This window comes from Treponema sp. Marseille-Q3903 (assembly GCF_014334335.1).
Lineage (GTDB): Bacteria > Spirochaetota > Spirochaetia > Treponematales > Treponemataceae > Treponema_D.
In genome coordinates this window covers 592,377-616,202 of the sequence record NZ_JACSEU010000001.1, presented here as the reverse complement: position 1 = coordinate 616,202, position 23,826 = coordinate 592,377, and the positions used below count along the sequence as shown (strand labels likewise).

The 23,826-nt window shown below is 40.3% G+C and carries 20 protein-coding genes and 1 tRNA gene; 10 read left to right on the top strand and 11 right to left on the bottom strand.

Features of this window, described 5'->3' with window-relative positions; all coding sequences use genetic code 11:
- Nucleotides 1–8: 8 nt before the first annotated feature.
- Nucleotides 9–91 (bottom strand) — tRNA-Leu (locus H9I37_RS02820).
- Nucleotides 92–122: 31 nt separating this feature from the next.
- On the opposite strand from H9I37_RS02820, the gene recQ reads away from it, so the two are divergent.
- On the top strand, nucleotides 123–2,030 hold the full coding sequence (recQ, locus tag H9I37_RS02815; RefSeq protein WP_187380977.1) for a DNA helicase RecQ: 1,908 nt from the start codon (nucleotides 123–125) through the stop codon (nucleotides 2,028–2,030).
- Here recQ and H9I37_RS02810 read toward each other — a convergent pair.
- Genes H9I37_RS02810 through H9I37_RS02795 form a run of 4 tightly spaced genes read right to left on the bottom strand, consistent with a single transcriptional unit; the run spans nucleotide 2,001 to nucleotide 6,190 of the window.
- The gene (locus H9I37_RS02810; RefSeq protein WP_187380976.1) at nucleotides 2,001–3,152 is read right to left on the bottom strand and encodes a sigma 54-interacting transcriptional regulator; all 1,152 of its coding nucleotides are present in this window, start codon (nucleotides 3,150–3,152) and stop codon (nucleotides 2,001–2,003) included. The genes recQ and H9I37_RS02810 overlap by 30 nt on opposite strands.
- Before the next feature lie 24 nt (nucleotides 3,153–3,176).
- On the bottom strand, nucleotides 3,177–3,917 hold the full coding sequence (locus tag H9I37_RS02805; protein ID WP_187380975.1) for a WecB/TagA/CpsF family glycosyltransferase: 741 nt from the start codon (nucleotides 3,915–3,917) through the stop codon (nucleotides 3,177–3,179).
- A gap of 10 nt (nucleotides 3,918–3,927) precedes the next feature.
- Nucleotides 3,928–4,734, bottom strand: coding sequence for an RsmE family RNA methyltransferase (locus H9I37_RS02800; protein WP_187380974.1), 807 nt, complete (start codon nucleotides 4,732–4,734; stop codon nucleotides 3,928–3,930).
- Between the two features lie 10 nt (nucleotides 4,735–4,744).
- Entirely contained in the window at nucleotides 4,745–6,190 is a 1,446-nt protein-coding gene (locus H9I37_RS02795; RefSeq protein WP_187380973.1) for a S41 family peptidase, read from the bottom strand.
- A gap of 92 nt (nucleotides 6,191–6,282) precedes the next feature.
- Between H9I37_RS02795 and H9I37_RS02790 the strand changes: the two genes are divergently transcribed.
- The 5 genes from H9I37_RS02790 to H9I37_RS02770 all read left to right on the top strand — a co-directional run bounded on the left by H9I37_RS02790 (nucleotide 6,283) and on the right by H9I37_RS02770 (nucleotide 12,981).
- Nucleotides 6,283–7,431: a nucleotide-binding protein gene (locus tag H9I37_RS02790; RefSeq protein WP_187380972.1), complete on the top strand. Its 1,149-nt coding sequence runs from the start codon at nucleotides 6,283–6,285 to the stop codon at nucleotides 7,429–7,431.
- Between the two features lie 48 nt (nucleotides 7,432–7,479).
- On the top strand, nucleotides 7,480–8,460 hold the full coding sequence (gene lgt / locus H9I37_RS02785; protein ID WP_187380971.1) for a prolipoprotein diacylglyceryl transferase: 981 nt from the start codon (nucleotides 7,480–7,482) through the stop codon (nucleotides 8,458–8,460).
- A 1-nt stretch (nucleotide 8,461) separates the two neighbouring features.
- A complete protein-coding gene (locus H9I37_RS02780; protein ID WP_187380970.1) occupies nucleotides 8,462–9,289 on the top strand; it encodes an undecaprenyl-diphosphate phosphatase in 828 nt (275 codons plus the stop codon).
- 104 nt (nucleotides 9,290–9,393) lie between these two features.
- Nucleotides 9,394–10,854, top strand: a complete 1,461-nt coding sequence (locus tag H9I37_RS02775; RefSeq protein ID WP_187380969.1) for an NAD(P)H-hydrate dehydratase — start codon at nucleotides 9,394–9,396, stop codon at nucleotides 10,852–10,854.
- Between the two features lie 42 nt (nucleotides 10,855–10,896).
- The gene (locus H9I37_RS02770; protein ID WP_187380968.1) at nucleotides 10,897–12,981 is read left to right on the top strand and encodes a glutamine synthetase III family protein; all 2,085 of its coding nucleotides are present in this window, start codon (nucleotides 10,897–10,899) and stop codon (nucleotides 12,979–12,981) included.
- A 7-nt stretch (nucleotides 12,982–12,988) separates the two neighbouring features.
- On the opposite strand, the gene purD is transcribed toward H9I37_RS02770, so the two are convergent.
- Nucleotides 12,989–14,329 (bottom strand): phosphoribosylamine--glycine ligase, encoded by a 1,341-nt coding sequence (gene purD, locus H9I37_RS02765; RefSeq protein ID WP_187380967.1) that lies wholly within the window; start codon nucleotides 14,327–14,329, stop codon nucleotides 12,989–12,991.
- A 66-nt stretch (nucleotides 14,330–14,395) separates the two neighbouring features.
- Complete coding sequence (locus tag H9I37_RS02760; protein ID WP_187380966.1) at nucleotides 14,396–14,788, bottom strand: hypothetical protein; 393 nt, start codon at nucleotides 14,786–14,788, stop codon at nucleotides 14,396–14,398.
- A gap of 118 nt (nucleotides 14,789–14,906) precedes the next feature.
- Between H9I37_RS02760 and H9I37_RS02755 the strand changes: the two genes are divergently transcribed.
- Together H9I37_RS02755 and H9I37_RS02750 are read left to right on the top strand one after the other, a co-directional pair.
- On the top strand, nucleotides 14,907–16,157 hold the full coding sequence (locus H9I37_RS02755; protein ID WP_187380965.1) for a response regulator: 1,251 nt from the start codon (nucleotides 14,907–14,909) through the stop codon (nucleotides 16,155–16,157).
- The gene (locus H9I37_RS02750) at nucleotides 16,157–17,020 is read left to right on the top strand and encodes a histidinol-phosphatase (RefSeq protein WP_187380964.1); all 864 of its coding nucleotides are present in this window, start codon (nucleotides 16,157–16,159) and stop codon (nucleotides 17,018–17,020) included. Before H9I37_RS02755 ends, H9I37_RS02750 begins: the two co-directional genes overlap by 1 nt.
- Here the strand turns inward: H9I37_RS02750 and H9I37_RS02745 are convergent.
- Nucleotides 17,017–17,373, bottom strand: a complete 357-nt coding sequence (locus tag H9I37_RS02745) for a TraR/DksA family transcriptional regulator (protein WP_187380963.1) — start codon at nucleotides 17,371–17,373, stop codon at nucleotides 17,017–17,019. The two genes, H9I37_RS02750 and H9I37_RS02745, sit on opposite strands and share 4 nt — an antisense overlap.
- Nucleotides 17,374–17,517: 144 nt before the next feature.
- Between H9I37_RS02745 and infA the strand changes: the two genes are divergently transcribed.
- Both infA and tyrS read left to right on the top strand, forming a co-directional pair.
- A complete protein-coding gene (infA, locus tag H9I37_RS02740) occupies nucleotides 17,518–17,736 on the top strand; it encodes a translation initiation factor IF-1 (protein WP_187380962.1) in 219 nt (72 codons plus the stop codon).
- A 19-nt stretch (nucleotides 17,737–17,755) separates the two neighbouring features.
- A complete protein-coding gene (gene tyrS / locus H9I37_RS02735; protein ID WP_187380961.1) occupies nucleotides 17,756–18,988 on the top strand; it encodes a tyrosine--tRNA ligase in 1,233 nt (410 codons plus the stop codon).
- Nucleotides 18,989–19,110: 122 nt separating this feature from the next.
- On the opposite strand, the gene H9I37_RS02730 is transcribed toward tyrS, so the two are convergent.
- From H9I37_RS02730 to H9I37_RS02720, 3 genes are read right to left on the bottom strand one after another with little or no spacing between them, the layout of a single operon-like run.
- On the bottom strand, nucleotides 19,111–19,704 hold the full coding sequence (locus tag H9I37_RS02730; protein ID WP_187380960.1) for a DnaJ domain-containing protein: 594 nt from the start codon (nucleotides 19,702–19,704) through the stop codon (nucleotides 19,111–19,113).
- Nucleotides 19,705–19,762: 58 nt separating this feature from the next.
- The gene (locus H9I37_RS02725; protein WP_187380959.1) at nucleotides 19,763–22,633 is read right to left on the bottom strand and encodes a glycosyl hydrolase 115 family protein; all 2,871 of its coding nucleotides are present in this window, start codon (nucleotides 22,631–22,633) and stop codon (nucleotides 19,763–19,765) included.
- A gap of 48 nt (nucleotides 22,634–22,681) precedes the next feature.
- Nucleotides 22,682–23,770, bottom strand: coding sequence for a family 8 glycosyl hydrolase (locus tag H9I37_RS02720; protein WP_187380958.1), 1,089 nt, complete (start codon nucleotides 23,768–23,770; stop codon nucleotides 22,682–22,684).
- Nucleotides 23,771–23,826: the final 56 nt, after the last annotated feature.

Sequence of the window (23,826 nt, the reverse complement as noted above, 5' to 3'; positions counted from 1 at the left end):
AAGTTTTATACCGGAGAAGAGACTTGAACTCTTACACGATTGCTCGCAACAGATTTTGAGTCTGTCGTGTCTACCATTCCACCACTCCGGCTCGATTTGTGTAATATATCAAATATGTGGAGATGTTTCAAGTGTTTTCATGCTATAATAACTATGTGAAAATAGTAAATGATGCTTTTGTTGGTGCTAAACCAGAGTTACTGCTTAAAACAATTTTCGGCTACGATTCATTTCGCCCTCTTCAAAAAGAAATAATCAAAAATGTACTGAACGGAAAAGACACTCTTGCGGTAATGCCTACAGGAGGCGGAAAATCTCTTTGTTATCAGCTGCCTGCATTGATAAAAGAAGGCATAACAGTCGTCGTCTCCCCTTTGATTTCTCTTATGCAAGATCAAGTTCGTTCGCTTGAAACTGTTGGAATTCATTCAGTATTTTTAAACAGCTCTCTTTCATGGGAAGATTATATTGCTGCCGTAGATGAAATAAAATCAAACAAAGTGAAGATTGTTTACGTTTCACCGGAAGGGCTTGCGACTGCCAGAATTCGTGAAATTCTTTCATCGCCGGATATAAAAGTAAGCTGCATCACAATCGATGAAGCACACTGCGTCTCTCAATGGGGGCACGACTTCCGTCCCGACTATCTTGAAATTTATTCAATAAGAAACTTTTTTCCAAAGGCAGTCATGCTGGCGCTGACCGCAACAGCTACAGAACACGTTCGGACAGACATAATTCAAAATCTTGGAATGAAAAAACCCTCCATTTTCATATCAAGCTTTAATCGTGAAAACATCTTCCTTGAAATTCAACAAAAACAAAACGGTCTTGAGCAAGTGATTCAATTTATAAAAAAGCATCCAGGTGAAAGCGGAATCATATATTGCTATTCGCGCAAGCAAGTTGACGAACTTACAAAAAAGCTAGACAACCTTGGATATTCGGTTCTCAAATACCACGCAGGGCTTTCGGACGAAAATCGCTCCAAAAATCAAAATCTTTTTATCAACGATGAAGTGCAAATTATTGTCGCAACAATTGCATTCGGAATGGGAATAAACAAACCGAACGTGCGTTATGTTATAAATTACGATATCCCTAAATCTGTAGAAGAATATTATCAGGAAATCGGGAGAGCAGGACGCGACGGGCTGCCATCATCAGCATTGCTTTTGTACAGCCCAGCCGACGTTCACAAAGTTCGTTTCTTTTTTGAAGACGCTGCCGACCCGGAAAAATCTGAGATTTTGTTGCAAAATATGGTTTCTTTCGCGACAACGCGCAGCTGCCGCCGCAAAGCTCTCCTTGCTTATTTTGGAGAACAATACACCTCGCAAAACGAAGATGCGAATTGCTGTTGTGATATTTGCAGTATCGGCGGCATTCCATTAAAAGATGTCACCATTCCAGCACAAAAACTCCTTTGCTGTATAATCCGCACGCAACAGCGTTTCGGCGCAAACTACATAGCAGACGTATTGCTCGGTTCAAAAAACAAAAGAATTATAGAGAACGGGCACGACAAACTGACTACTTGGGGAATCGGGACGGAATATTCAAAAAAAGAGTGGCTGGAATTGACAGACGCTCTAATCAGTGAAAATTATCTGATTAAGACAGGTGAATACAATGTGCTGACACTCTCCGTGCTCGGGAAAACATTTATTTCAACACGCACCTCCCTCAAGCTTCCGATCAGACATGTGATCAAATCGTTTCCTAAGAAAAATAGACGTCTGAAAGGAACTTGCGGCAAAACAGGCGAGCAAATCATTGCGGAAGAACCAGCCGACGACGATTTTCAGGCAGAAAAAATAATTTCCTCGTTAAAAATGTGGCGAACACGAAAAGCTTACGATTTGAACGCAGCACCTTACATGATTTTTGGTGACAAGACGATTTTAGATCTTGCAGCAAAAAAGCCGGCATCTCGAAGCGAACTGTCGAACATATACGGGCTTGGAAAAGTCAAAGCAGAAGAATTCGGAAATTCACTTTTACAAATTATATCCGCAGAACTTAATTAAATCTGCCGTGATTGTATCTTTTTTTGTTTCTTCGACAGTTTTTGCAAGAGTCTTTTTGAGCTGACGTATATTTCCCGGCCATTTATAGTTCACAAGTTTTTCGATGGCAACTGGCGTCATTATTTTATTTGAAGAAAGCATAAATGAATTTACCATTCCAGGAATATCCTCAGCATGCTCTCGCAATGGCGGAAGTTTTATCACCGTATCAATTCTGTAATATAAATCTTCACGGAAAGTTTTTTTCTCAAGCATTTTTTTAATATCTGCATTCGTGGCAAAAATAAAACGAACGTCAACATGTTCTTCAATTCCGCTACCGACTTTTTTATAATTCCCTGATTCCAGAACAGTCAACAGCATTGCCTGACCTTCTGGAGAAAGCGAACCGAATTCATCAAGGAACAACGTACTTTTATCTGCAATTTCAAGAATACCTTGCTGAGGATTATCCGCACTTGTAAAAGCTCCTTTTGTTGCGCCAAAAAAAGTGCTGGCTGCAAGAGTATCGACCAAAGTTGAAATGCTGAATGAAACCATTTCGTGATTTTTTCTGCTCGAAAGACGATGGATTACATCTGCCGCCGTAGATTTTCCCGTTCCTGTTTCGCCAAGAATTAAAACCGGATTTTCAGTCAGAGCGGCGTTTTTTATCTGCTGCCTGACGATTTTGACTAGTTTGGACTGTCCTGAGAAAAATCCGAAAAAAGAAGCATCTACATTTTCGTTTTCAAGGATCTCATTATCTTCATTCCTTTTTTCGCGCAGAATTTTCTCTGCAATCTTTGTACAAAAATTTCTGAAATGTTTAAAATCGCCAGGATAAGGAACAATATGTTTAAAAGTGTTCTCGACATACTCTTTTATTTCATTTGATACATCAAAAGGCAAAATGCAGATAAGGTTATCATTTATCTGTGCATACTGTAATATTTTTGGATTTGGCTTGATAAACAAAGATGCGTCTATAAGCTGGAGAACGCATGAAACAGTTGGAACCATATCCGATAATTCCGATTGAACATGTAATTCAACATATTCTTTGCAGATGCCTTTACAGAATCCGATTATATCTTCGCGGTTTGAAATTAAAGAAATCGTACCTGTATCATGAAAATCCACAGCTCTCCCTGCGTTTTATTCAGCTTATTGTTTTTTGAACAATCTGTACCAGATTAAAACTGTTACATACCAAATATAAGGAAGTAACAAAAATATTTTGAAAGGGTTTCTGACAATCTCCGAATAGATTTCGTGACCTCTGTCAAAAGTCTTTTCTTTTACTCTCTTTATTCGCTCGGAAAAAATTCCAAATGCGTCTTTGTAGTATAAAAATATCGATGATGAGAATTGATTCCGTCTGCGATACGGCCAGCAGTTTTTTTCTTTTACACCGTCGCTCAACAAAACCAAAGAAGGCTGCGCCTTAAAAATTGCCTGCACGATGTCACTTTCAACTCCTTTCGGATAATAACCTACGTACCGCCCGATCAACCTTAAGTTGCAAAAAGTATCGCGGATATTTCGTTCGGCTTTGTTCAAAGTTTTTTCGCTGGAACCGAGCATATAAAGAGTTTTATAGTGAGAATCTAAAATCGAGAGAATCTGAATGACTGCGCTAAACGGATTATATCTCACAGGAACGTCTTTTTTCAAAAATTTGGAACCTTTGAGAATGCTCTTTGAAATCGGAAGAATCAAGTCTGCATTTTTTACACAGTCTGCAAAATCGCTTTTATGACGAGCTTTTAATAAATCCCAGATTGAAAGCAAGATTATCTGCTTTGTTCCGGGTTTTGCCAAAATTTCAAGTATTTCGTTTTCAAGATTTTCCGGAGAACAAATATCTACAGGAACTCCAATCAATGAAATTCGTTTAACCGCCATACATAATCCTCTAACTTATTGCTGATTGAACAGCCGCAATTCCGTAAAGAGCGGCTGTTTCACACCTTAATATATTTACGGCAAAATGAACTGCGTGAAACATACCTTTTTCACGTAAATATTTTATTTCATCGCCGCTGATTCCGCCTTCGCTTCCGACCGCAATGCATATTTTTTTTAATTTCATAAAATCATCTGCGTCATCTAGCGCTTTGTGCAAGTTTTCAGAGCAATGATCTCGTTCAGATAAAACAACGCTGAGTGATTTTTCTCCGCGACAACTTTCGTTCCACAATTCAACAGCTCTCTGCAACGAGACCGGTTCTAAAACTTTTGAATCGACAGGTGAGCCGCTTTGCTGGCGCGCTTCTTTTATAATTCTTTCAAGCCTCTGAAGTTTTGCCCCGGAAAGTGCGCTGATGCTGCTTTTTTCCGTATATTCGCCGATTACAGGAATTACAACTTTTACTCCACATTCAACTGCCTGCCGCACGATGAGTTCAAACTTTTGGATTTTCGGCAAAAACTGAAAGAGCCAGTATTCTCTATCCGGAACATTGCCGTCGATTTCATCAGCTTGGACGCCGCGCGTTATCGACGTTTTTTGATTGTTTGCACAGAGCTGCAAAATGATTGTCTTTGAATTTTCATTGATTTTTGCAACTGTTGCATTCTGAAGGCACCCATCTTTCATGCGGACATTCAGCATATCGCCGATTTTTACACGAAGAACGCTGCGAAGATAACGAAAATCTTTTCCATCTATCTCAATGAGTCCGTTTTTGATTTCCTGTTTTTCAAGAATAAACTGACGCATTTGTTGCAAATTATTTGGCGGAAGCGACTTCTTCTTGGAGCTGCTTCAATGTCTTTGTATTGGAAACAAGTCTTTTAAATTTTCCGTCGTTTATTATACTGATTGCTTGTTTCAACTGTAAATCCCAGTCCATATCATAAAGCGGAGCTGGATGATTTTTCTGAACTTGAATTCTTATGAGCCTGCGCAAAAGCCGTTCATCGAGCGGATAAGCGGCTGAGAGTTTTTTTGCCGCTGCTGCAATATCAGATTCTTTCATATCTTTATTGCTGTCTACAATTTTTGAAATTTCATTTGATTTCATAAGCTCAACGTATTTTTCTTCCTGCAGTTTTGACAAAACCGGCATATTCAAAACTTCAAGATCAGGTGGAATCCCGATTTTGTCGATATTTACATCGCTTGGAGTGTAATACCGAGCCATCGTCAGTTTTATTCCATCTGTATTGCTGAGAGGAATTACTTGCTGAACGGAACCTTTTCCGTAAGTTCTTTCACCGACAAGATAAGCGATGTGATAATCTTTTAGTGCCCCTGAGACAATTTCGGAAGCGCTCGCAGAACCTTTATTTATAAGAACTACAATCGGAATATCAGTATTTACCGTTGTTGTATCTTTTGAAGATGTGAACTGATGATTTTCAAAAAGAAGGCGGCTTTTTGTAGAAACTATAGGTCCTTGACTTATAAACTTGTTCGCCACGTCTACGGCGCTTGTGATAAGTCCGCCCGGATTATCGCGCAAATCTACGATAAGCCCTTTGTAATCGGAAGATTTAAAAAAATCTATCGCAACTTGAAGGCGCGAAGCAGTCTCCGGCGTAAACTGAATCAACCGTACATAACCTGTTTTTGATCCTTCAATCATTCCGTATTTTACAGTCGGGACTTCAATCAACGCACGAATCAAAGTTACATCAAACTTTATATTCGAACCGCGTAGGATAGATACAGTCACAGGAGTACCGACTTCTCCTCTGAGATGCAGAAGAACGTCGTTCATAGTCATTGGTCCAGTTGGAAGACCATCTACGGCAGTTATCAAATCCCCTGATTGAATTCCGGCTTTTGCACCGGGAGTATCTTCGATTGGAGAAGCAACTTCAACATAAGCAGGTTTTTCTGCAGTCGATTCTGATGCTTTTGAGATTGAAAGACCGACGCCTCCAAACGCACCTGTAGTAGTATCATTCAACTCGCGCATCGTATTCATATCAAGATAAACTGTATATGGATCTCCTATTGAATCCATCATTCCTTTTAATGCACCTTCATAAAGGATTTTAGGGTCGAGTTCTTCGACATAATTTTGAAGAACGAAATCAAAAACGGAATTGAGTTTTTTTACATATTGGAAACTGGAAACTTTTGTATCATTCCCGATTGAAGATTCTGCAAAGCATTGTGATGCAAGAAGAAGTATTGCAAAATAAATTGTCTTAATGATTTTTTTCATATCGCTTTATTGTACGTCACTCGTGTTAAAAAATCTAGCACAATGGTTTCTTATAATTCACTTTTATATGCAAACATGATATAATTCCCAATATGTCGCAGATTATACCAATTGCCAGCGGAAAAGGTGGAGTAGGAAAAAGCCTTCTTGCCGCAAATTTAGCAATCGCACTTGGACAGCAGGGAAAACGGGTTGTACTCGCAGACCTCGATTTAGGTGCTTCAAATCTTCATCTCGTAATAGGTCAGCATCCCGGAAAAGCGAGTTTGGGTTCATGGTTTACTGAAAAAAGCGAATTCAAAGATATCATCCAGCCGACTGATTACCAGAACGTCAGTTTTATTGCCGGCGATAGCCAGATTCCTGATTTAACTTCTCTGAAGCATGTCCAAAAAGTAAAATTGATCAGAAACCTCAAAAATATCGATACTGATTATATTATTCTAGATCTTGGAGCAGGAACTCATCAGTTTATTTTGGATATGTTCCTTCTCTCTCCGCAGGGAATCCTTGTTTCGGCTCCTGCTGTCACAGCAACTCTAAACGGATATCTGTTTTTAAAAAACGCCGTTTTCCGCCTTTTGTACACAACTTTTAAACGCGGAACTCCAGGTCGCTCATACCTCGATCAGTTCAAGCAGAATACAGAGCAGATGCAAAAACTCTATATCCCTCAACTCATTCAAGGGCTTGGTGTGACAGACCCTCAGACAACACAGTTGTTTATAAACAGAATGCAGCAGTTCCGTCCTCGTCTTGTCATGAACATGATTGAAAATCCTCAGGAAGCAGACAGAGCACAGAGAATAAAATCGTCATGCAATCAATATCTTGGACTTGAGATTGAATACCTAGGACTTATGTACCGTGATATGCTTCAGGACAAAGCTCTTGCATCACAGCTTCCTGTCGTCGTTTACAAGCCTCAATCCGTTCTCGGGCAGGCGATTTATCGCATAGCAGACAAGATTATATCTTCAAAGCCTCACTCATTTGATTCCGATTTCAGTCCGGATAGTTTTTCAAATGATAACTTTAGCGGTGTCGAAGAAGATGCAAACGACGATTTTAATTTCCGTCTTTCAGGAATTGATGATCTTGTTTCAGGCGGCTCTCTCACAATAAGTGAACTTGCAGAGATGATAAAGACACAGCAATACGAACTGACACAGTTGCGCAAAGAAAACAATCTCCTAAAATCAAAGCTTATAAAAGCCGCAGAGCAGGGATTTAAGATTTAACCGTACGCAGCCGCAAATTTTTATTCTTATCACGAAGAGGACTAACAGATGTTTCTTTATTTAAATTACCCTTCATGGATTCACCAGCAGATTTTTCCCGGAATTAAATTTTTGGGACTTTTGCGTTGGTATGGGTTGATGTATGCATTTGCTTTTTTGACTGCATATTTTGTTTTAAAAACGGTGGCAAAAGAAGGTGCGTTAAACACACAAAGATATAAAATAACGGAAGACGATTTATTCAGTTTTATCTTCACCGGAATAATTTTTCTTTTAATAGGTGCTCGTATTTTTTCTACTTTGATTTACGACACGAGCGGACTTTACTGGAAAAAGCCGTGGCTGATTTTCTGGCCGTTTGACGCAAATCATCGTTTTACAGGGCTCGCAGGAATGTCGTATCACGGCGGATTCGTCGGTGGGCTTGTGGGAATGATTGTCTGGTGCAAAAAACGAAAGCAGCCAATGCTAAAGTGGATTGACGCAATGGTCTGTGCAATTCCACTTGGATATACATTCGGTAGAATAGGAAACTTTTTGAACGGTGAACTGTATGGTAGAATCACAACAATGCCGTGGGGAATAGTGTTCCCAAACGCTGAACGTTTTTCTTCAACGCAGACTTGGGTTTCTCAATTTGCAAAAACGATTGGAATGTCGCTGCCTGAATCTGGGCTTGTAAATCTTCCACGTCACCCAAGTCAGCTTTATGAAGCGTTTTTTGAAGGAATAGTATTGTGGCTGATAATCCGGCTGTGCAGAAAACACAAAAAATTTGACGGGATGTTAGGCGCAATCTACGCCGGCGGATACGGTTTTTTCCGTTTTTTCATCGAATATTTCCGTGAACCGGACGCAGATATCGGATACAGAATTGCAAAAGATTCAGCTGCTCCACTTTACACAAACACATCTGTGTTAAACTTTTCGACAGGGCAAATACTATGCTTTTTGATGATTGTATTTTCTGTCTTTTACGGTTTAATCGCATATAAACTCTCAAAACGAAAACAAAAGGAAAACGAATAAAATGAGCGTGATTCAGGGAATTTTACTTGGGATTTTACAGGGAGTCGCAGAATTTCTTCCTATTTCTTCTTCGGGGCATCTTGATGTGGCAAAAAATCTGTTTGGACTTGGAGATGTTCCTATCCTTTTTGATGTCTTGCTTCATCTTGCAACACTCGCTGCCGTATGTCTTTATTTCAGGCGTAAAATTTGGGAACTTCTAAAAACACTCGCAAGATGGATTGCTCAAAAGCAGGCAGATGAAAATGAAAAACAAAACAGGCGCATGATAATTGCGATTATCATTTCTACTGCAGTAACCGGAGTTATTGGAATTGCAACAAGCAAACTTATCCCAAATCTTTCTGTAAAATATGTCTGTGCAGGATTTGTCATTACAGCTATTTTGCTGATTTTTTCTGCGATGATAGAAAAACGCAATGAAAGCAAAATAAAGCCGGCAGGAAACCCAAAAAGCCCTGTTTCGGCAATTCAAGCGCTTTTTATAGGTTTTATGCAGGGCGTTGGAACTTTGCCTGGAATAAGCCGTTCTGGTTCTACAATCGCCGGAGCTCTTTTTGCCGGTGTAGACAGAAAAGTCGCAGGGGAATATTCGTTCATAATTTCAATTCCTGCAATTCTCGGTGCGTTTATTCTTGAAGTAAAAGATTTAGAAAAAGTATCACAGACAATCGGTGCCGCTCCTATCGTTGCCGGCTGTGTAGCCGCTTTTGCCGCAGGTTACATTTCATTGACACTTTTGATGAAGATTATTCAAAAAGGAAAATTGCAGTGGTTTGCTGCATATCTGATTCCTGCCGGAATAATCGGAATGATATTTTTAAGATAAGAGCTTTAAGTAAAAGATTTAAAGCTGATAGTCTTATTGACTGAATGCTGATTGTTTTCTTGCTTAAAACTAGTTTGAACTAAAAAAAGGATTTTTTATCTAAAATGCAAAAAATATACGCAGATCCGTATCAGTTGGAAAAATCGGCAAAAGAAAAGTTTTCGATACCGCCTTTTTTGATGATGGAAAACGCCGCAAAAAAAATGGCTGATTTTATCATCAAAAAAAATCCCGAATCTGTTTTAATTATCTGTGGAAAAGGAAACAACGGCGGAGACGGATACGCTCTTGCAAGATTGATTCAAATGCAAAATAAAAACTGCAATTTATCTGTTTTGCAGTTTGAATCTCCGTCCGCTGAAGAAGCAAAACGCCAACACGAGATATGTAAAAAACTCGGCATAAAAATATTCACGGATTTTGAAAATTCTTCGACAAAATGTTTACCATACTATGACGTTGTAGTTGATTGCCTTTACGGCATCGGTTTTCACGGAGAGCTAAGCGAAGATGCAAAAAAATTGCTCGACTGGGCAAACAGTTTGGCTGCTTTAAAAATTGCATGCGATATTCCATCGGCGCTTTATTTTAAAGCTGATTTTACAATTACGATGGGAGAGCAAAAACTCTCTTTGTTCGATGATAAGGCAAAAGCTGTATGTGGAAAAATCATCGTCGCTGACATCGGAATTGAAAGAGGCAAGCTTGAATCGGGTTTTCCGCACGCAGCATTTTTGATTGAAAAGTCGGACATAAATCCTCCGCTCCGCAAAAACCGCTCGGCAAATAAAGGAACGTACGGTCACACGACAATTCTAGTCGGAGAAAAAGCAGGAGCTGGAATAATCGCAGGGACAGCAGCGATGAACTTTGGCAGCGGGCTTACAACGCTTTTGGAAACAAAACAGTCAAATTTGGGTCAGTTCAAAATATCTCCGGAACTGATGATTTCAGATAAGATACCGGAAAAGACAACTGCGATTGTAGCAGGGTCTGGACTGAATATGGAGGAAAAACATTTTTCAGCAGTTTCCGACTGTTTGACTTCCATGGTGGCTTGGTTCAAATCTGTAAATTCACCGGCTGTCGTTTTAGATGCAGGATTTTTTTACTATGACAAAATATGTCCGCTGCTTGAAGAACTCAACTCGATTCCAAACTCAAAAATTATTTTGACGCCGCACCTCGCTGAATTTGTGCGTTTGATTACAAAGATTGGAGAAGATATCGATATCAAAACGCTTATCTCCTCGACAGAGATTAAAATTAAGCTCGCCCGCATTGTTACAAAATTGTACCCACACACAACCATGATCATAAAGAGCGCAAACACACTGATTGCCGACGGTGATGAAATTTTCATCTGCGCAGACGGCGTTCAGAGCCTTGCAAAAGGCGGCAGCGGAGACGTTCTTGCAGGGATGTGCGGTTCTCTGCTCGCTCAAGGTTACACGACAAAAGATGCAGCGATAACTGCCGTTGAAATGCACGCACTCGCATCACAAAAAATCGGAGCAGAAGCGTACAATCTCACTCCTGAAAAACTGATTGAAAATCTGGCTTAAAATCACTAAAATTGTTTCATACAAAACAATGAGGTATCCCTTATGACAAACGTTCCTGAATTATTTGGAAGCTTAGTTTTCAATCAAACAGTTATGAAGGAAATGCTGCCTTCAGAAACTTTCAAGGCACTAAAAAACACAATGGACGACGGGACTCCTCTCGATATGGAAGCCGCCAACCAGATTGCCAACGCAATGAAAGACTGGGCTATCTCTAAAGGAGCAACTCATTATTCGCACTGGTTTCAGCCGCTTACAGGCATCACAGCTGAAAAACACGATTCCTTTTTGACCCCGACAGAAGAAGGCAAAATAATAATGTCGTTCAGCGGAAAGGAATTGATAAAAGGCGAACCTGATGCTTCTTCTTTTCCAAGCGGCGGCAAACGTTCGACTTTTGAAGCGCGCGGCTACACTGTTTGGGATCCTACATCTTATCCTTTTGTAAAAGACCACACTCTTTGTATTCCAACTGCGTTTTGTTCATATAATGGAGAAGCTCTTGATAAAAAAACTCCGCTGCTCCGCTCAATGGAAGCGCTCAACGAGCAAAGCCTTAGGGTACTCAAACTATTCTGCAACGAAGCAAAACATGTGACGACAACTATGGGCTCAGAGCAGGAATATTTCCTTGTCGATGAAAAACTATATCAAAAACGTAAAGACCTCAAGATGTGCGGCAGAACGCTTTTTGGTGCGCGCCCTGTAAAAGGTCAGGAGATGGACGATCAGTATTTTGCCGCAATCAAACCTCGTGTTATCGAATACATGGAAGATTTGAATACAGAACTTTGGAAACTCGGGATATATGCTAAAACAGAGCACAATGAAGCCGCCCCTGCACAGCACGAGATGGCACCGATATTCACGACATCAAACCTTGCAGCAGACCAAAATCAACTTACAATGGAAATAATGAAAAAAGTTGCACGAAAGCACGGTCTTATATGCCTTCTTCATGAAAAACCTTTTGAAGGCGTAAACGGAAGCGGAAAACACAACAACTGGTCAATTGCAACTGACAAAGGTGAAAATCTTTTTGCGCCCGGAAAAACTCCTCGCGACAACGCTCAATTCCTGCTGTTTTTGACAGCAGTTATAAAAGCTGTTGACGATAATCAAGATTTGCTCCGCTATTCAGTTGCATCAGCCGGCAACGACCACAGGCTTGGTGCAAATGAAGCACCTCCGGCTATCATGTCAATCTATGTTGGCGATGAACTTGAAGCTATCCTTCAAGCAATAAAAGATGGAACAGCATACGACGGTAAAAAAGGTCAAAAACTTGAAATCGGCGCTGATGTTCTTCCTGCAATCCCAAAAGATTCAACAGACCGAAATAGAACATCTCCTTTTGCATTTACAGGAAACCGTTTTGAATTCCGTTCAGTCGGCAGCTCTCTTTCTATAAGCGGACCAAATACAATTTTGAACGCTATCCTTGCTGATTCGCTGAGAACGTTTGCAGATGAACTAGAAAAGTCTAAAGATTTTGATTCAGACTTGCAAAAACTGATAAAAAGAGAAATCACGTCTCACTGGCGAATTTTGTTCAATGGAAACGGATACGGTCAAGAATGGATTGAAGAGGCTGAAAAACGCGGATTGAAAAATTATCGCACGACACCAAAAGCTGTTGAACACTACTTAGACAAAAAGAATATCGAACTCTTTTCAAAACTTGGCATATATACACAAGAAGAGATGAAAAGTCACTATGATATCAAACTTGAAAAATACTGCCAGATTTTGAACATAGAAGTCGGCACAATGCTGGAGATGGTACACAAAGACATAATGCCTGCCACATTTAAATATATGAATATTCTTGCAGATACGGAATTTAAGATGCAGCGAGTGTTCAGCTTGTGTACAGCCGGCATCGAACTTATGGAAAAACTGAACACGCTCGTAAATGATTTGTCAAACAAAGCCGACGACCTTTCAAAAAAGCATGAAGAGACGACGGCTATTTCCGACATGATGAAAAGAGCACATTCATACGCAAAAGTAGTCATTCCGGCAATGCAAGCTGTACGTTTGATTGCAGATAAGATTGAACCGCTGCTTGGCGAAGAATACAAACCGTTTCCAAGCTATGAAGATTTACTGTTTTCAGTTCAGTGATGGGCTGTTAAAGTTTTCCGCTTTCTGCGGCGCCAGGCAATCCGATATCTTTTCTGAAGAATGCACCTTCAAACTTAATTGCACTTATTCCCTGATATGCATTTACCCACGCTTCTTTAAATGACGAACCGTATGCAGAACAGGAAAGAACTCGTCCTCCGCTTGTAAGCAAATCACATTCTCCTCTACGACCGGGAACAGCTCCGGCGATAAACACTTTTGCGGTGCTTGCATTTAACAAAGGCTTGTTGAATGTGATTCCAAGTCCTTTTTTGTATTCTCCTGGATAACCTTCGCTTACGACAACCGGAGCCACCTGATATCCCGGTTTCCATTTAAATTCAAATTCTTTGAGAGTTCCGTTCAAAATAGAAGTGCACATTGCAACAAAGTCAAAGTCCATCAGTGGGAGAACAGCCTGCGTTTCCGGGTCGCCAAGTCGGACATTGTATTCCAAAAGTTTCGGGCCTTTAGGAGTGACCATTACGCCAAAGAAAATAAACCCACGATAATCGAGTTTTTCTTTGATAAGCCCGTTCAACGTCGGCTCAAGGATGTCTTTTCTGAATTGCTCAATTGTTTTATCTGTAACATCGTCAAGCGGACAGACTGCACCCATTCCGCCGGTGTTTGGTCCCTTCGCCCCGTCGTTCAATCGCTTGTGGTCTCGCGCAGGTAGAAACGGAATGATGGCAGCACTTCCACTTACGGCATATTCAGGAGTTACGGAAACAGCAGCTAAAATCGAAATTTCTACACCTTGAAGATAGTCTTCAATCACAAGTTTTTTACCTGCGTCCCCTACACGTCCGCCTTCCATCAAATCTTTTACGGCGACGAGAGCTTCGTCAACTGTTGCAGCGACTACAACACCTTTTCCGGCTGCAAGACCATCGGCTTTTATGACGATTGGAGCACCGTGTTTTTTTATATATTCGCAGGCTGCCTGTTCATTTGTAAAAGTTTCGCTGTCAGCACATGCGACTCCGTATTTTTTCATGAAGTTTTTAGAAAAATCTTTGCTCGCTTCAAGCTGCGTACCGTTTTTTTTAGGTCCGACACAAGGAATTTCCGCTTTCCAGAATTCATCTGACAGACCTTCAGCCAAAGGATCTTCAGGACCGATGATAGCCATACGGCAATTTTCGTGTTTAGCAATCGCAATATAAGGATTTTCGTCTTTCGAGATGTAATCAACTTCTTTGGGATCAATATTTACACATTTATCTTCAGTTGCGGTTCCACCGTTGCCTGGCACAACTACAATTTTATCAACACTAGAACTCTGAGCTAATTTCCAGCAAATAGCGTGTTCGCGCCCACCACTGCCTACCACTATTATATTCATATCGCTATTTTAATAAAAATAGTTGTTTTTGAAAAGCATATCAAATCTGCCAAAAATATGGTTAAATCAGTCGGCTCGTGGTTTGTGGCAGTTGGAACATCCGACCACATGTACATGTTTTTTCCCAAGAGCTTTATTAAACAGCCTTGCCGTAAGGCATTGATTTTGCGCTACAGGTTTACGGCATACCGGGCAGATTCTTTTTACACCGGATTCACATTTAGGATAGCAGTGAGGACACCCCGATATTAGCATCAATTGGTCTGGCACATTCATCGGCCTATAGATTTTTGAAATTATGTTTTCGCCTACAAAAAGATTTGTGTCGCAAAGTGGGCATTTTACATGTTGTTTTTCTTTAACATGCGATTTTTTGCGCTGTTTTTGATTAAACTTTATGTACCATGCAATCAAAAATACAATTACACAGACTGCTAACCCCATCAAAAGATATTCCATGCTTGAATTATATCATCATTTTAAAATAAATGGAAAAAGCTACTCCTTATCAGCAAGCGTTGTTCACCAAACTATAAACAACTTTTCGTTTAATAAAAAATATGCTAAAATACAACCTATGAAAAAGGTACTTATTGCAGATAATCATCAGTTATTTCGCGATTATTTAAAACAAAAACTCGAAGAAGATCACATAGATGTTATTGCAATTCAAGAAAATCGCGATGTTTACACAAAGATGATTACGTCGCTGCCAAACCTTATAATCCTCGATATGGAAGATGACAACTCGGATCAGATGGAATTTCTTGAAAAGAAAATTCGCGATCCGAACTGTGCCGGAATTCCTGTAATTGTGACAGGACCGCGCCTCAGCCGCACATTCATCGCATCAATCGCTAAATACGGTGTAATTAAATATTTTGAAAAACCGATTCAATTCGACATATTCTTTAGGTCGATTGGGCACGTTGTACACGTTCCTCTTTCTCTCGACACGACTCCATGTGTACTCGATCTTCACCGCAACAACAACATAATCTTTATTGAACTTGCACTCGGCATGAATCGTGAAAAAATCGCTCTGCTGCAGTTTAAACTTTCTGAGATGATCGAAAAAGAAAACATCGAAAGCCCGAAAATCATCATCATGCTTACTAATTTAGAGCTGACTTTTGTGGACGGCTTTAATCTTGAGTTTTTAATTGACAATGTTCTTGCTTGTCCGAAAGTTCACAATAAAAATATAAAAATTCTTTCTTTTAGCCCTTTTGTAAAAGAAATGCTTGCAGGTCATCCAAACTATGCAGGGATTGAAATGGCAACAAACATCTCACGAGTTCTGACAGACCTTGTAGACACTTCGATTGTGACTGATGTGCCTAATTTAATCACTGACTGCATATTGAAGCCATCTTCTGAAGACGAACACGAAAATGATTCTATCGATACAAGATTTTTTTCAGACAGGTCAAGCAGTAATTCAAGCAAAAAAGATGGAACTGTGCTGAACGTCGCGATAATCGACAGCGATGAAATTTGCCTTGCAATTACAAAGAGAGTTTTTGAGCAGGCAGGGGCGTCGTGTTCATATTATACAAACGGCAATGATTTTAAAAAAGATTACAGTGACAATAAGTTCGACTTGATAATACTCGATGTTTTATTGAAAGACCAAACAGGGCTCTCTTTACTACAGTTTATGCATTCAACCCCCCATGCACCGCCGGTAATCGTGTATTCCCCGAGCTTGCAAAAAGACATCGTTATCAAAGTTCTAAGTTATGGAGCTGCAAGTTATATTCTAAAACCTCAAAAGCCAAACGTTCTTGTCCAAAAATCTCTTAGCGTTCTAAAAGGCACAAACTGATGCAAAAGATAAATCTTCACACTCATACGACATTTTGCGATGGAAAAGACACCCCTGAAGAGATGGTGCTGGCGGCAATCGCAAAAGGCTTTTCCGCTCTTGGGTTTTCGGGACACAGCTTGTTTCCGTTTGCCCGCAGCTGGCACATCGCTCCACGAGATTTTAAAAATTACGAACGGACAATCCTCGAATTAAAAGAAAAGTATAAATCAAAGATTGATATATATTTGGGATATGAAGCTGATTTTTATCCGGGAATTACTGTTCCGTCGAAAAAGTTTTACAAAGCGCATGGGCTCAACCCTTCTTATCTTATCGCTTCAACTCACTACGTTTTAAATGAAAAAGGGAGTTACACTGTAGACAACACTACAGAAGAAGTTCGAAGAAAGCTTATAATCATGTATGGAAACGGGAAAAATTGGAGCTCTGTCGATGGAAGACGCGCTGTCTGCCAGTATTTTGAAACGGAGCGCAAGATGCTGGAAAACGCCGATTTTGACATTATCGGGCACATCGACTTAATTCGCAAACGAAACGGTGTTCTAAAATTTTTTGATGAAAACGAAAGCTGGTATAAAAAAGAGCTGAAGGCAACTGCTCGTTCCATTGCGCACGCCGGAGTCATTGTTGAAATAAACACAGGAGCGATTGCTCGCGGCGCAATGGATGATGTTTATCCATCTTTGCAATTTCTTGAACTGCTTCACGAATACAAAGTTCCTTTGTGCATAAACTCCGACTGCCACGACAAAGACTACTTGGACTGTGCTTACGAAAGAGCCGTCACGCAGGCTCGCAATGTCGGCTACAAAAAACTCTTTTACCCTGTCGGGGACAAACTCATCATAGTGAAAATTTAACGGTTTTTGCGTTCTTCTGCACTTGCGCAAGAAACACACATAAGAGCATACGGAAGAACTTCAAGGCGTTCCTGAGGAATCTCTTTTCCACACTTTATACAATGACCATAACGGTTCTGATTTATACGATCAAGCGCATTGTCAATCTGCTGAAGTCTGTTGGCATCTTGAGTTCCAAGAGCTGTAAGCAAAGTTCTATCGATGACATCTGCAGCGACATCTGCTTCATCACCTGATTCTACAGTTTTTATAAGAACTTTCATATCTTCGCTCTGGTCAGCGAGCGAAGACAAAATTGTATTTCTCTGTTCTAAAAGTCGTTCTTTCATGTTGTTTAAAAAAATCTGATCCATTTTTTTATTCCCCCAAAACAATTTTTTGATTGTGTTGTCAAGTCCAGACGTTTTGTATATAATAATACAAATATAAATGCAAATTCGCAAAAAGACAAACCTTTTTTGCAATTAATATGATTTTTTTTATAATCAAGGAAATTTATGGCAAAAGAAGAAGCTATCGAAGTTGAAGGCGTTGTAAAAGAAGCACTTCCAAACACAACATTCCGCGTTGAATTACAGGGGGGACACATGATTCTCGCTCATCTTTCCGGAAAAATGCGCAAACACTACATCAGAATTGTCCCGGGTGACAGCGTAAAAGTTGAACTCTCTCCATACGATTTGAATAAAGGTCGCATAGTTTTCCGCGAGAGATAATTTAATCACAGGGTTTTATATGACATTGTACGAAGACTTAAAATGGCGCGGACTTGTGAAAGACGTTGCCGGAGAAGAATCCGAATTGCAGAAAGTTCTGGATGGAAAACCTTTTACATTTTACTGGGGGACAGACCCTACTGCCGACTCGCTGCACATCGGTCACTATTCTTCTCTTTGTATGGCAAGGCGTCTTGCAAATGCGGGACATCGCCCGATATTGCTGTGCGGAGGCGCTACAGGCCGTATAGGAGACCCTCGCCCAACAGCTGAACGGGAAATAATCTCCGAAGACTCTGTTATCAAAAACATAAGCGGAATCAGAAATCAGATAAAGTCACTTGTTCCGACAGCTGAGCTCGTAGACAATTACGACTGGTGGAAAGACCGTACATTTTTAGACACTTTGCGCGATATCGGTAAATATATCAGCTTGAACTACATGCTAGACAAAGATATCATCAGGCGGCGTCTTGAGACAGGCATAACGTTTGCAGAATTTTCTTACATGCTCTTGCAGGGCTTTGACTTTGTACACCTGTTTGATGAAAAAAACTGTATCATGCAAGTTGCCGGTTCAGATCAATGGGGAAATATAACGACAGGTGTAGACCTCATCAAAAAAATGCTCAACAAGACGGCATACGCTTTCACAATGCCTCTCATACTCGATGCAACTGGAAAAAAGTTTGGAAAGTCCGAAGGAAACGCCCTGTGGCTCAACAAGGACAAAACATCGCCTTATGAAATATATCAGTATTTAATAAACTCTGACGACTCAAAAGTTCTCGAATATCTGAAAGTGTTTACGTTCCTCAGCAAAGAAAAAATCGAAACAGTGTACGAGGAACATCTTGGCGCTCCTGAAAAGCGAATCGCTCAAAAAACACTTGCATACGAAGTTATCAAAGACATTCACGGAAAAGAAGAAGCTGATAACGCCGTTCAGGTTAGCGAAAAATTGTTCGCAGGAGATTTCAAAGGTCTTTCGGTAAGCGACATTTTGACAGGGATGAAAGGAGTCCCTTCATTCAAATATTCTGAAGAATTACCTCTGATTGATATTCTTGTAAACAACAATATGGCTTCGTCAAAAAGAGAGGCGCGAGAATTCATAAACAACAATGCCGTTTCAATAAATGGAGAAGTTGTAAACGATGAAAAAAAATTGGTCACAAAAGATATGGCTCTCGAAGGAAAAGTTATCATCTTCCGACGTGGAAAGAAAAAATATTTCTTAGCTGAATTGTAAACGATCAAAGAGGGAACTCTTTTTCACGGTCGGGCGGAACAAAACGGCACTGGCGGACGGCAAGATAAAATGCTCGACCGCACAGATGTCAAGCGCACAGCTAAAACACATGCGACTCTGACTTAGGCATTTGACTTTGAACGGCTCAAACCTTTTATGGCATTTATCATTCCCTTAACGCCGTTCACAGCGACGCCGATGCAAATCAAAATACCGAAAGGAACTATGAAAAAAAATCGGAACATCATCAGTGCGAATACTGTCTGAATCAGTTTTAGTGCAAACATCTGAATATAATCTTTTTTTGTATAATTGTAATCTTTGTAACTGTAATTATATGTTCTTTTGTAGTCGTTTTGCTCATAACCTTCATGCCGATTTTGATGAGCCTGATTGTATGCACCTTGGCTATTATTGGTGAACCACTGCCAGAAAGTGTCATCTCCAAAAGGATTTTGGTACGTATACTGATACTGGCGAGTATTGCTGTAACTTGCCTCAGGACGATATGAATATCCGCCTAAATCGTAATTGCGCCGCTTTGCCTCATCTCCGAGAATATCGTAAGCTGTGTTTACTTGTTTGAATTTCTCCTCAGCCGCAGGGTTATCGGGATTTCTATCAGGATGATACTTAAATGCAAGAGTTCTGTAAGATTTTTTTATTTCGTCCGCAGTCGCAGTCTTTGATACGCCAAGAATTTCATAATAGTCCATATATTATAAAGTAATGAAATAACTCCTCAGTTACAATTATTTTTTATTTATTTTTTAATTATTTTCTTTTAATTCTGTAAGTTTCAGGCGCACCAAGATAAGATTTTGGCATCTTTGTGTTGGCATCGTGAATCACAATTTTTTCGAGAACAATATTCGGAGTTACAGGATAAATACGCAAAATATTCAACCCTTTTTTGCAATCAGCATAAACAGAAGAGATTCTGATATTGTTCGGAATATCTTCGCCCCAAGGAAACGAATCATCGCCAATCTTGAAATTTTTATCTACAACATCTTTTAATATCTTGACGCCATTCACTTCTGCAATAAACTGTAGCTTGTTGTCTTTGTAAGCAGGATTTGAAGGATTCAAAAAGAAGTCGAACGCCTTGATGCCGTCATCTTCCAAAGCAAAACGATATTCTGCATAAGGAGCATTTTTCCCGTTCGGGTAACTCGCAGTGACAGGATATGCTTTGATTGCAGATAAAGTTTTTCCATAGTCGGGAAGAATATGGAACGATTTTGCAAAGTTATTTGAGCCGTCTGCAACGAAATGTTCCGCTTCGATGCTGATGTAAGAAGTTGTCTGAACAAAAGTTCCTTCAGGGTAATTTTCAGAAGGAGTTTCGGCATCTATGTGTACATTTACGATTATTCCACCTCCGTGTCCGTCATCTCCTTTGATTGCGAGGCACGCTTTTTTTACGTCAACTTTTGAGAGCGCTTGACGATTTATTGAGAGAACCGCAAATTCCATCTGTTTTTCATCATCTTTTTCTATATCAATCTTAAGCCAGTCGCCGGAAATGTCTTTAAATGTATAAGTCAATTCGGCGTTTTCAGAACCGCAATTAGCGATGTTGATCTTTGCAGTTTTGCATGCAGGATTTTTAAAATCGTCGAGATAGATGTCTCGAACAGTCCAGTCTTGCCCTGATGTCGTAAAATCATGTCCGTCTACCCAAACATCAATTCTCTTTTTGCGCGTCGGTTCGACATAGGAATAGACAGGATATCGATTTTCAGCTTCAGACCAGTTTTGAAAGCCGAAATGTTCAGACCAGCCCATTCCGTAGAATTTTCCGCCGTCGACGATGTCGAATTCGTCTACAAGTTTTTTATCGATTTCATAGCATTCTTTTACTTTTTTTGCATACCAATTGGCAGCGACTGCCCCTTTTGATGCAAACCAATTGTTTTTTCCGCTGTACAGCTGCATTCGCAAAATATTCATCGTTCCAACTGCCGGAAAATAAACTTGCGAATAAAATCCCGGAAATTCAATTTTGTTGTCTTTTTCAATTTGATTTTTTAGATTTTCTGCAAGTTCGCAGACTTTTTCTGCTCGTGCCAAAATTTTATCTGATTCGCAAAAATTTACAGGATGAAAAGTGTCGGGATGAATACATTCTGTTCGCCTCATGTGCGCAAGTTTTGTGTATTCGTTTAATATTGTATTTACATCGTTTTTCTGGTTGTCAGACAAAGTCGGGAATTGCCGGCAAACCCAATTCAATATGTACTCGCTTACAGGACTTTCATCAGAGCTGAGCACATCATAATTATACGCAAGGTCGAGAAAATAATTTAATGGAAGTTCATCTGTCATTATATCGCCGACATTTACAATCCATAAATCTCTTATTCCAAATTCGTATGCGGCACACATCTGTTCTTTTATCTTTGGAAGCTGAGTAGTGTTTGCCCATTCAAAAGAATAAGGCCAACCGTGATAATCCACGTGATAATACATTCCGTAACCGCCGACGTGATTTTTCATCTTTTCAGTTGGGACAGTGCGGAGATTTCCGTGATTGTCATCGCAGAGCATCAATGTGACGCCGTCGAGCTCAGGCTCTCCCATCAGACCTTTGGAGTGTTTATCACCGTAAAAATAAGGTTCAACTTCCTTGTATAATGCGAGCATTCGCGGAACTTTAGAAATATCAGGATTCACATATTTTTTTATAAGATTGTTTTGAGTTTTAAGAACGTCGCGCAGAAGCTCAATGTTGTCGGCAAGTGTTGCATCTTTCATGATTGCCGTATCTGCTTCTCCACGCATGCCAACTGTTATCACATTTTCAAATTTTCCGCTGCGTTTTAAGCCGTCTTCCCAGAACTTTGTAATTCCATGAGGGTTTGAACGAAAATTCCATGCATCTCCATAAATTGAATCGGGTCCGCGTAAATATTTATATTCTTCACCTGCACGGCAACACGGTTCATGATGGCTCGTCCCCATCACAACTCCAAGTTCATCGGCAAGTTCCGCATTTGCAAGACCCGGACCGTCGTCGCTAAAACGAGCAGACCACATCGCAGGCCACAGGTAATTTCCTTTCATTCGGAGAAGAAGTTCAAAGACATGGCTGTACATGTCTGCATTGAATCCGCCAAAGTTGTGTTTTGCCCAGTTGCCAAATGCAGGCCATTCATCGTTTATAAAAAAACCTCTAAAACGAACGGAAGGTTGATGAGAGATGTATTCGAAATCCTCAAGCTCAAAACTTTCGTTTTTTGCCGGCATGATGTCGCACCAGTCGACTAAGGGAGATACTCCCATCAACTCAGAAAGGTGAAAAAGTCCGTAAATCGTACCGCGTTTTTCAGAACCGATTATTATAAGCTTTGTTCCAGCCGTCTTAAAAACATAAACTTCGCGTTTACCGCTCAATTTATTTAAGTCGATATTGTGCTGAGAAGCAACTGTTTCAACAGCTTTGCTCTGCCCGATTGTCCCAAAAAATACAGAGAAATCAGGGAGCTCGCTATCAAGATTTTTAATTTCAGGCTGAATATCTACAACCTTTTTTACATCAGAGCAGACTTTCCCGGCAATTTTTTTTACACCGGAAAACTCATCTTTATCACAATAAAATGTAACAGAAGATTTCCCACCTTCAGCGCTGATTTTAAACATCTTAAACCTCTTCTCGCATACTTGCATACTAAGATTTTGATTCTTTTATTAATATTTAACGTATTTTCCGCTTAATGCCAAGACTGCAAAAAAGTAAAGGCAATTGTCGTAATAACGTCGGCGACCAGTTCTCATCGGGGTTTCCCAAAATCGCCTGACTGCACGTTCAGCACAAGCTCTGTTTCCCGGCTCGACTGCGGCTGCTGCTTGCGCAATTGTCGCAATAAGAGCGACCGGATGGCGCGCATTTTTTTTAAGCGGACGACCATCAACCATATAGTCTTTGAGCTCGTACATTTCTTTGCCATCAAAAAACTTTATTATTTTCCCTGCGATTTCGGAGAGTTCTTTTGTCTGCCCAAACCACAGCGAATCGACCGCGATGTTTGCCGCAACACGATATGCATCGCTAAAAAAAGTTCCGTGAGATTTTGGAGGAAGAGGTTTTCCATCATCGTCTGCATATTCTGCAGCGAGTCCGGTCTCTGGGTGACACGCCTTTGCAATGTACTGACGGCTTGCCTTTGCAGCGGCTTTCCAGTAAGAGCTGTCGCATTTGTCTGCACATTCTGCAAAAATTTCGTAAAAATGCGGAAGGTGATAAGATGGATCTGTAAACGGACAATTCGGCACAAAGCGAATGTGATGATTTTCTTCAAACCACATCTTAGACTCGCCGTGAATCGCTGTCCTTAAAATTGAACGAGCTTGTTCCGTATAATTAAAGATTCCGTCTCCGTTTCCCCAACGTTTTGCTGCAAAAAAAAGTGTCAGTGCAAAATATTCTTCACCGTCAGGGGCGGGACCATCGGCGTTCTTTTTTCCGTCAGGCTGATTCGACCAGCAAAAATAACCTGCGTTAGGACCACTGTCGAGATACATGTACGTTTTGACCCATTTCCAGATTTTGTCAAAGATGTCTTTTCTGTTCATCTGCACAGCCATCATCATGCCGTAAGACATCCCTTCTGTTCGCACATCGTCATTGCCTGTGTCTTCAATGTAGCCCATTCCGTCACAGGCATCAAAGTAAAAATGATTCGGATTCGCTTTGTCGAATATGTTGTTCCAACAATCAATAATGCGGTTTTCTACATCAAATTTGCTATAACCGTAATCTTCAAATATGTTTTTCATTCTTTTAGAATATATGTGAAACTACATGTTGTACATAAAAGATATTACCTAGTTTT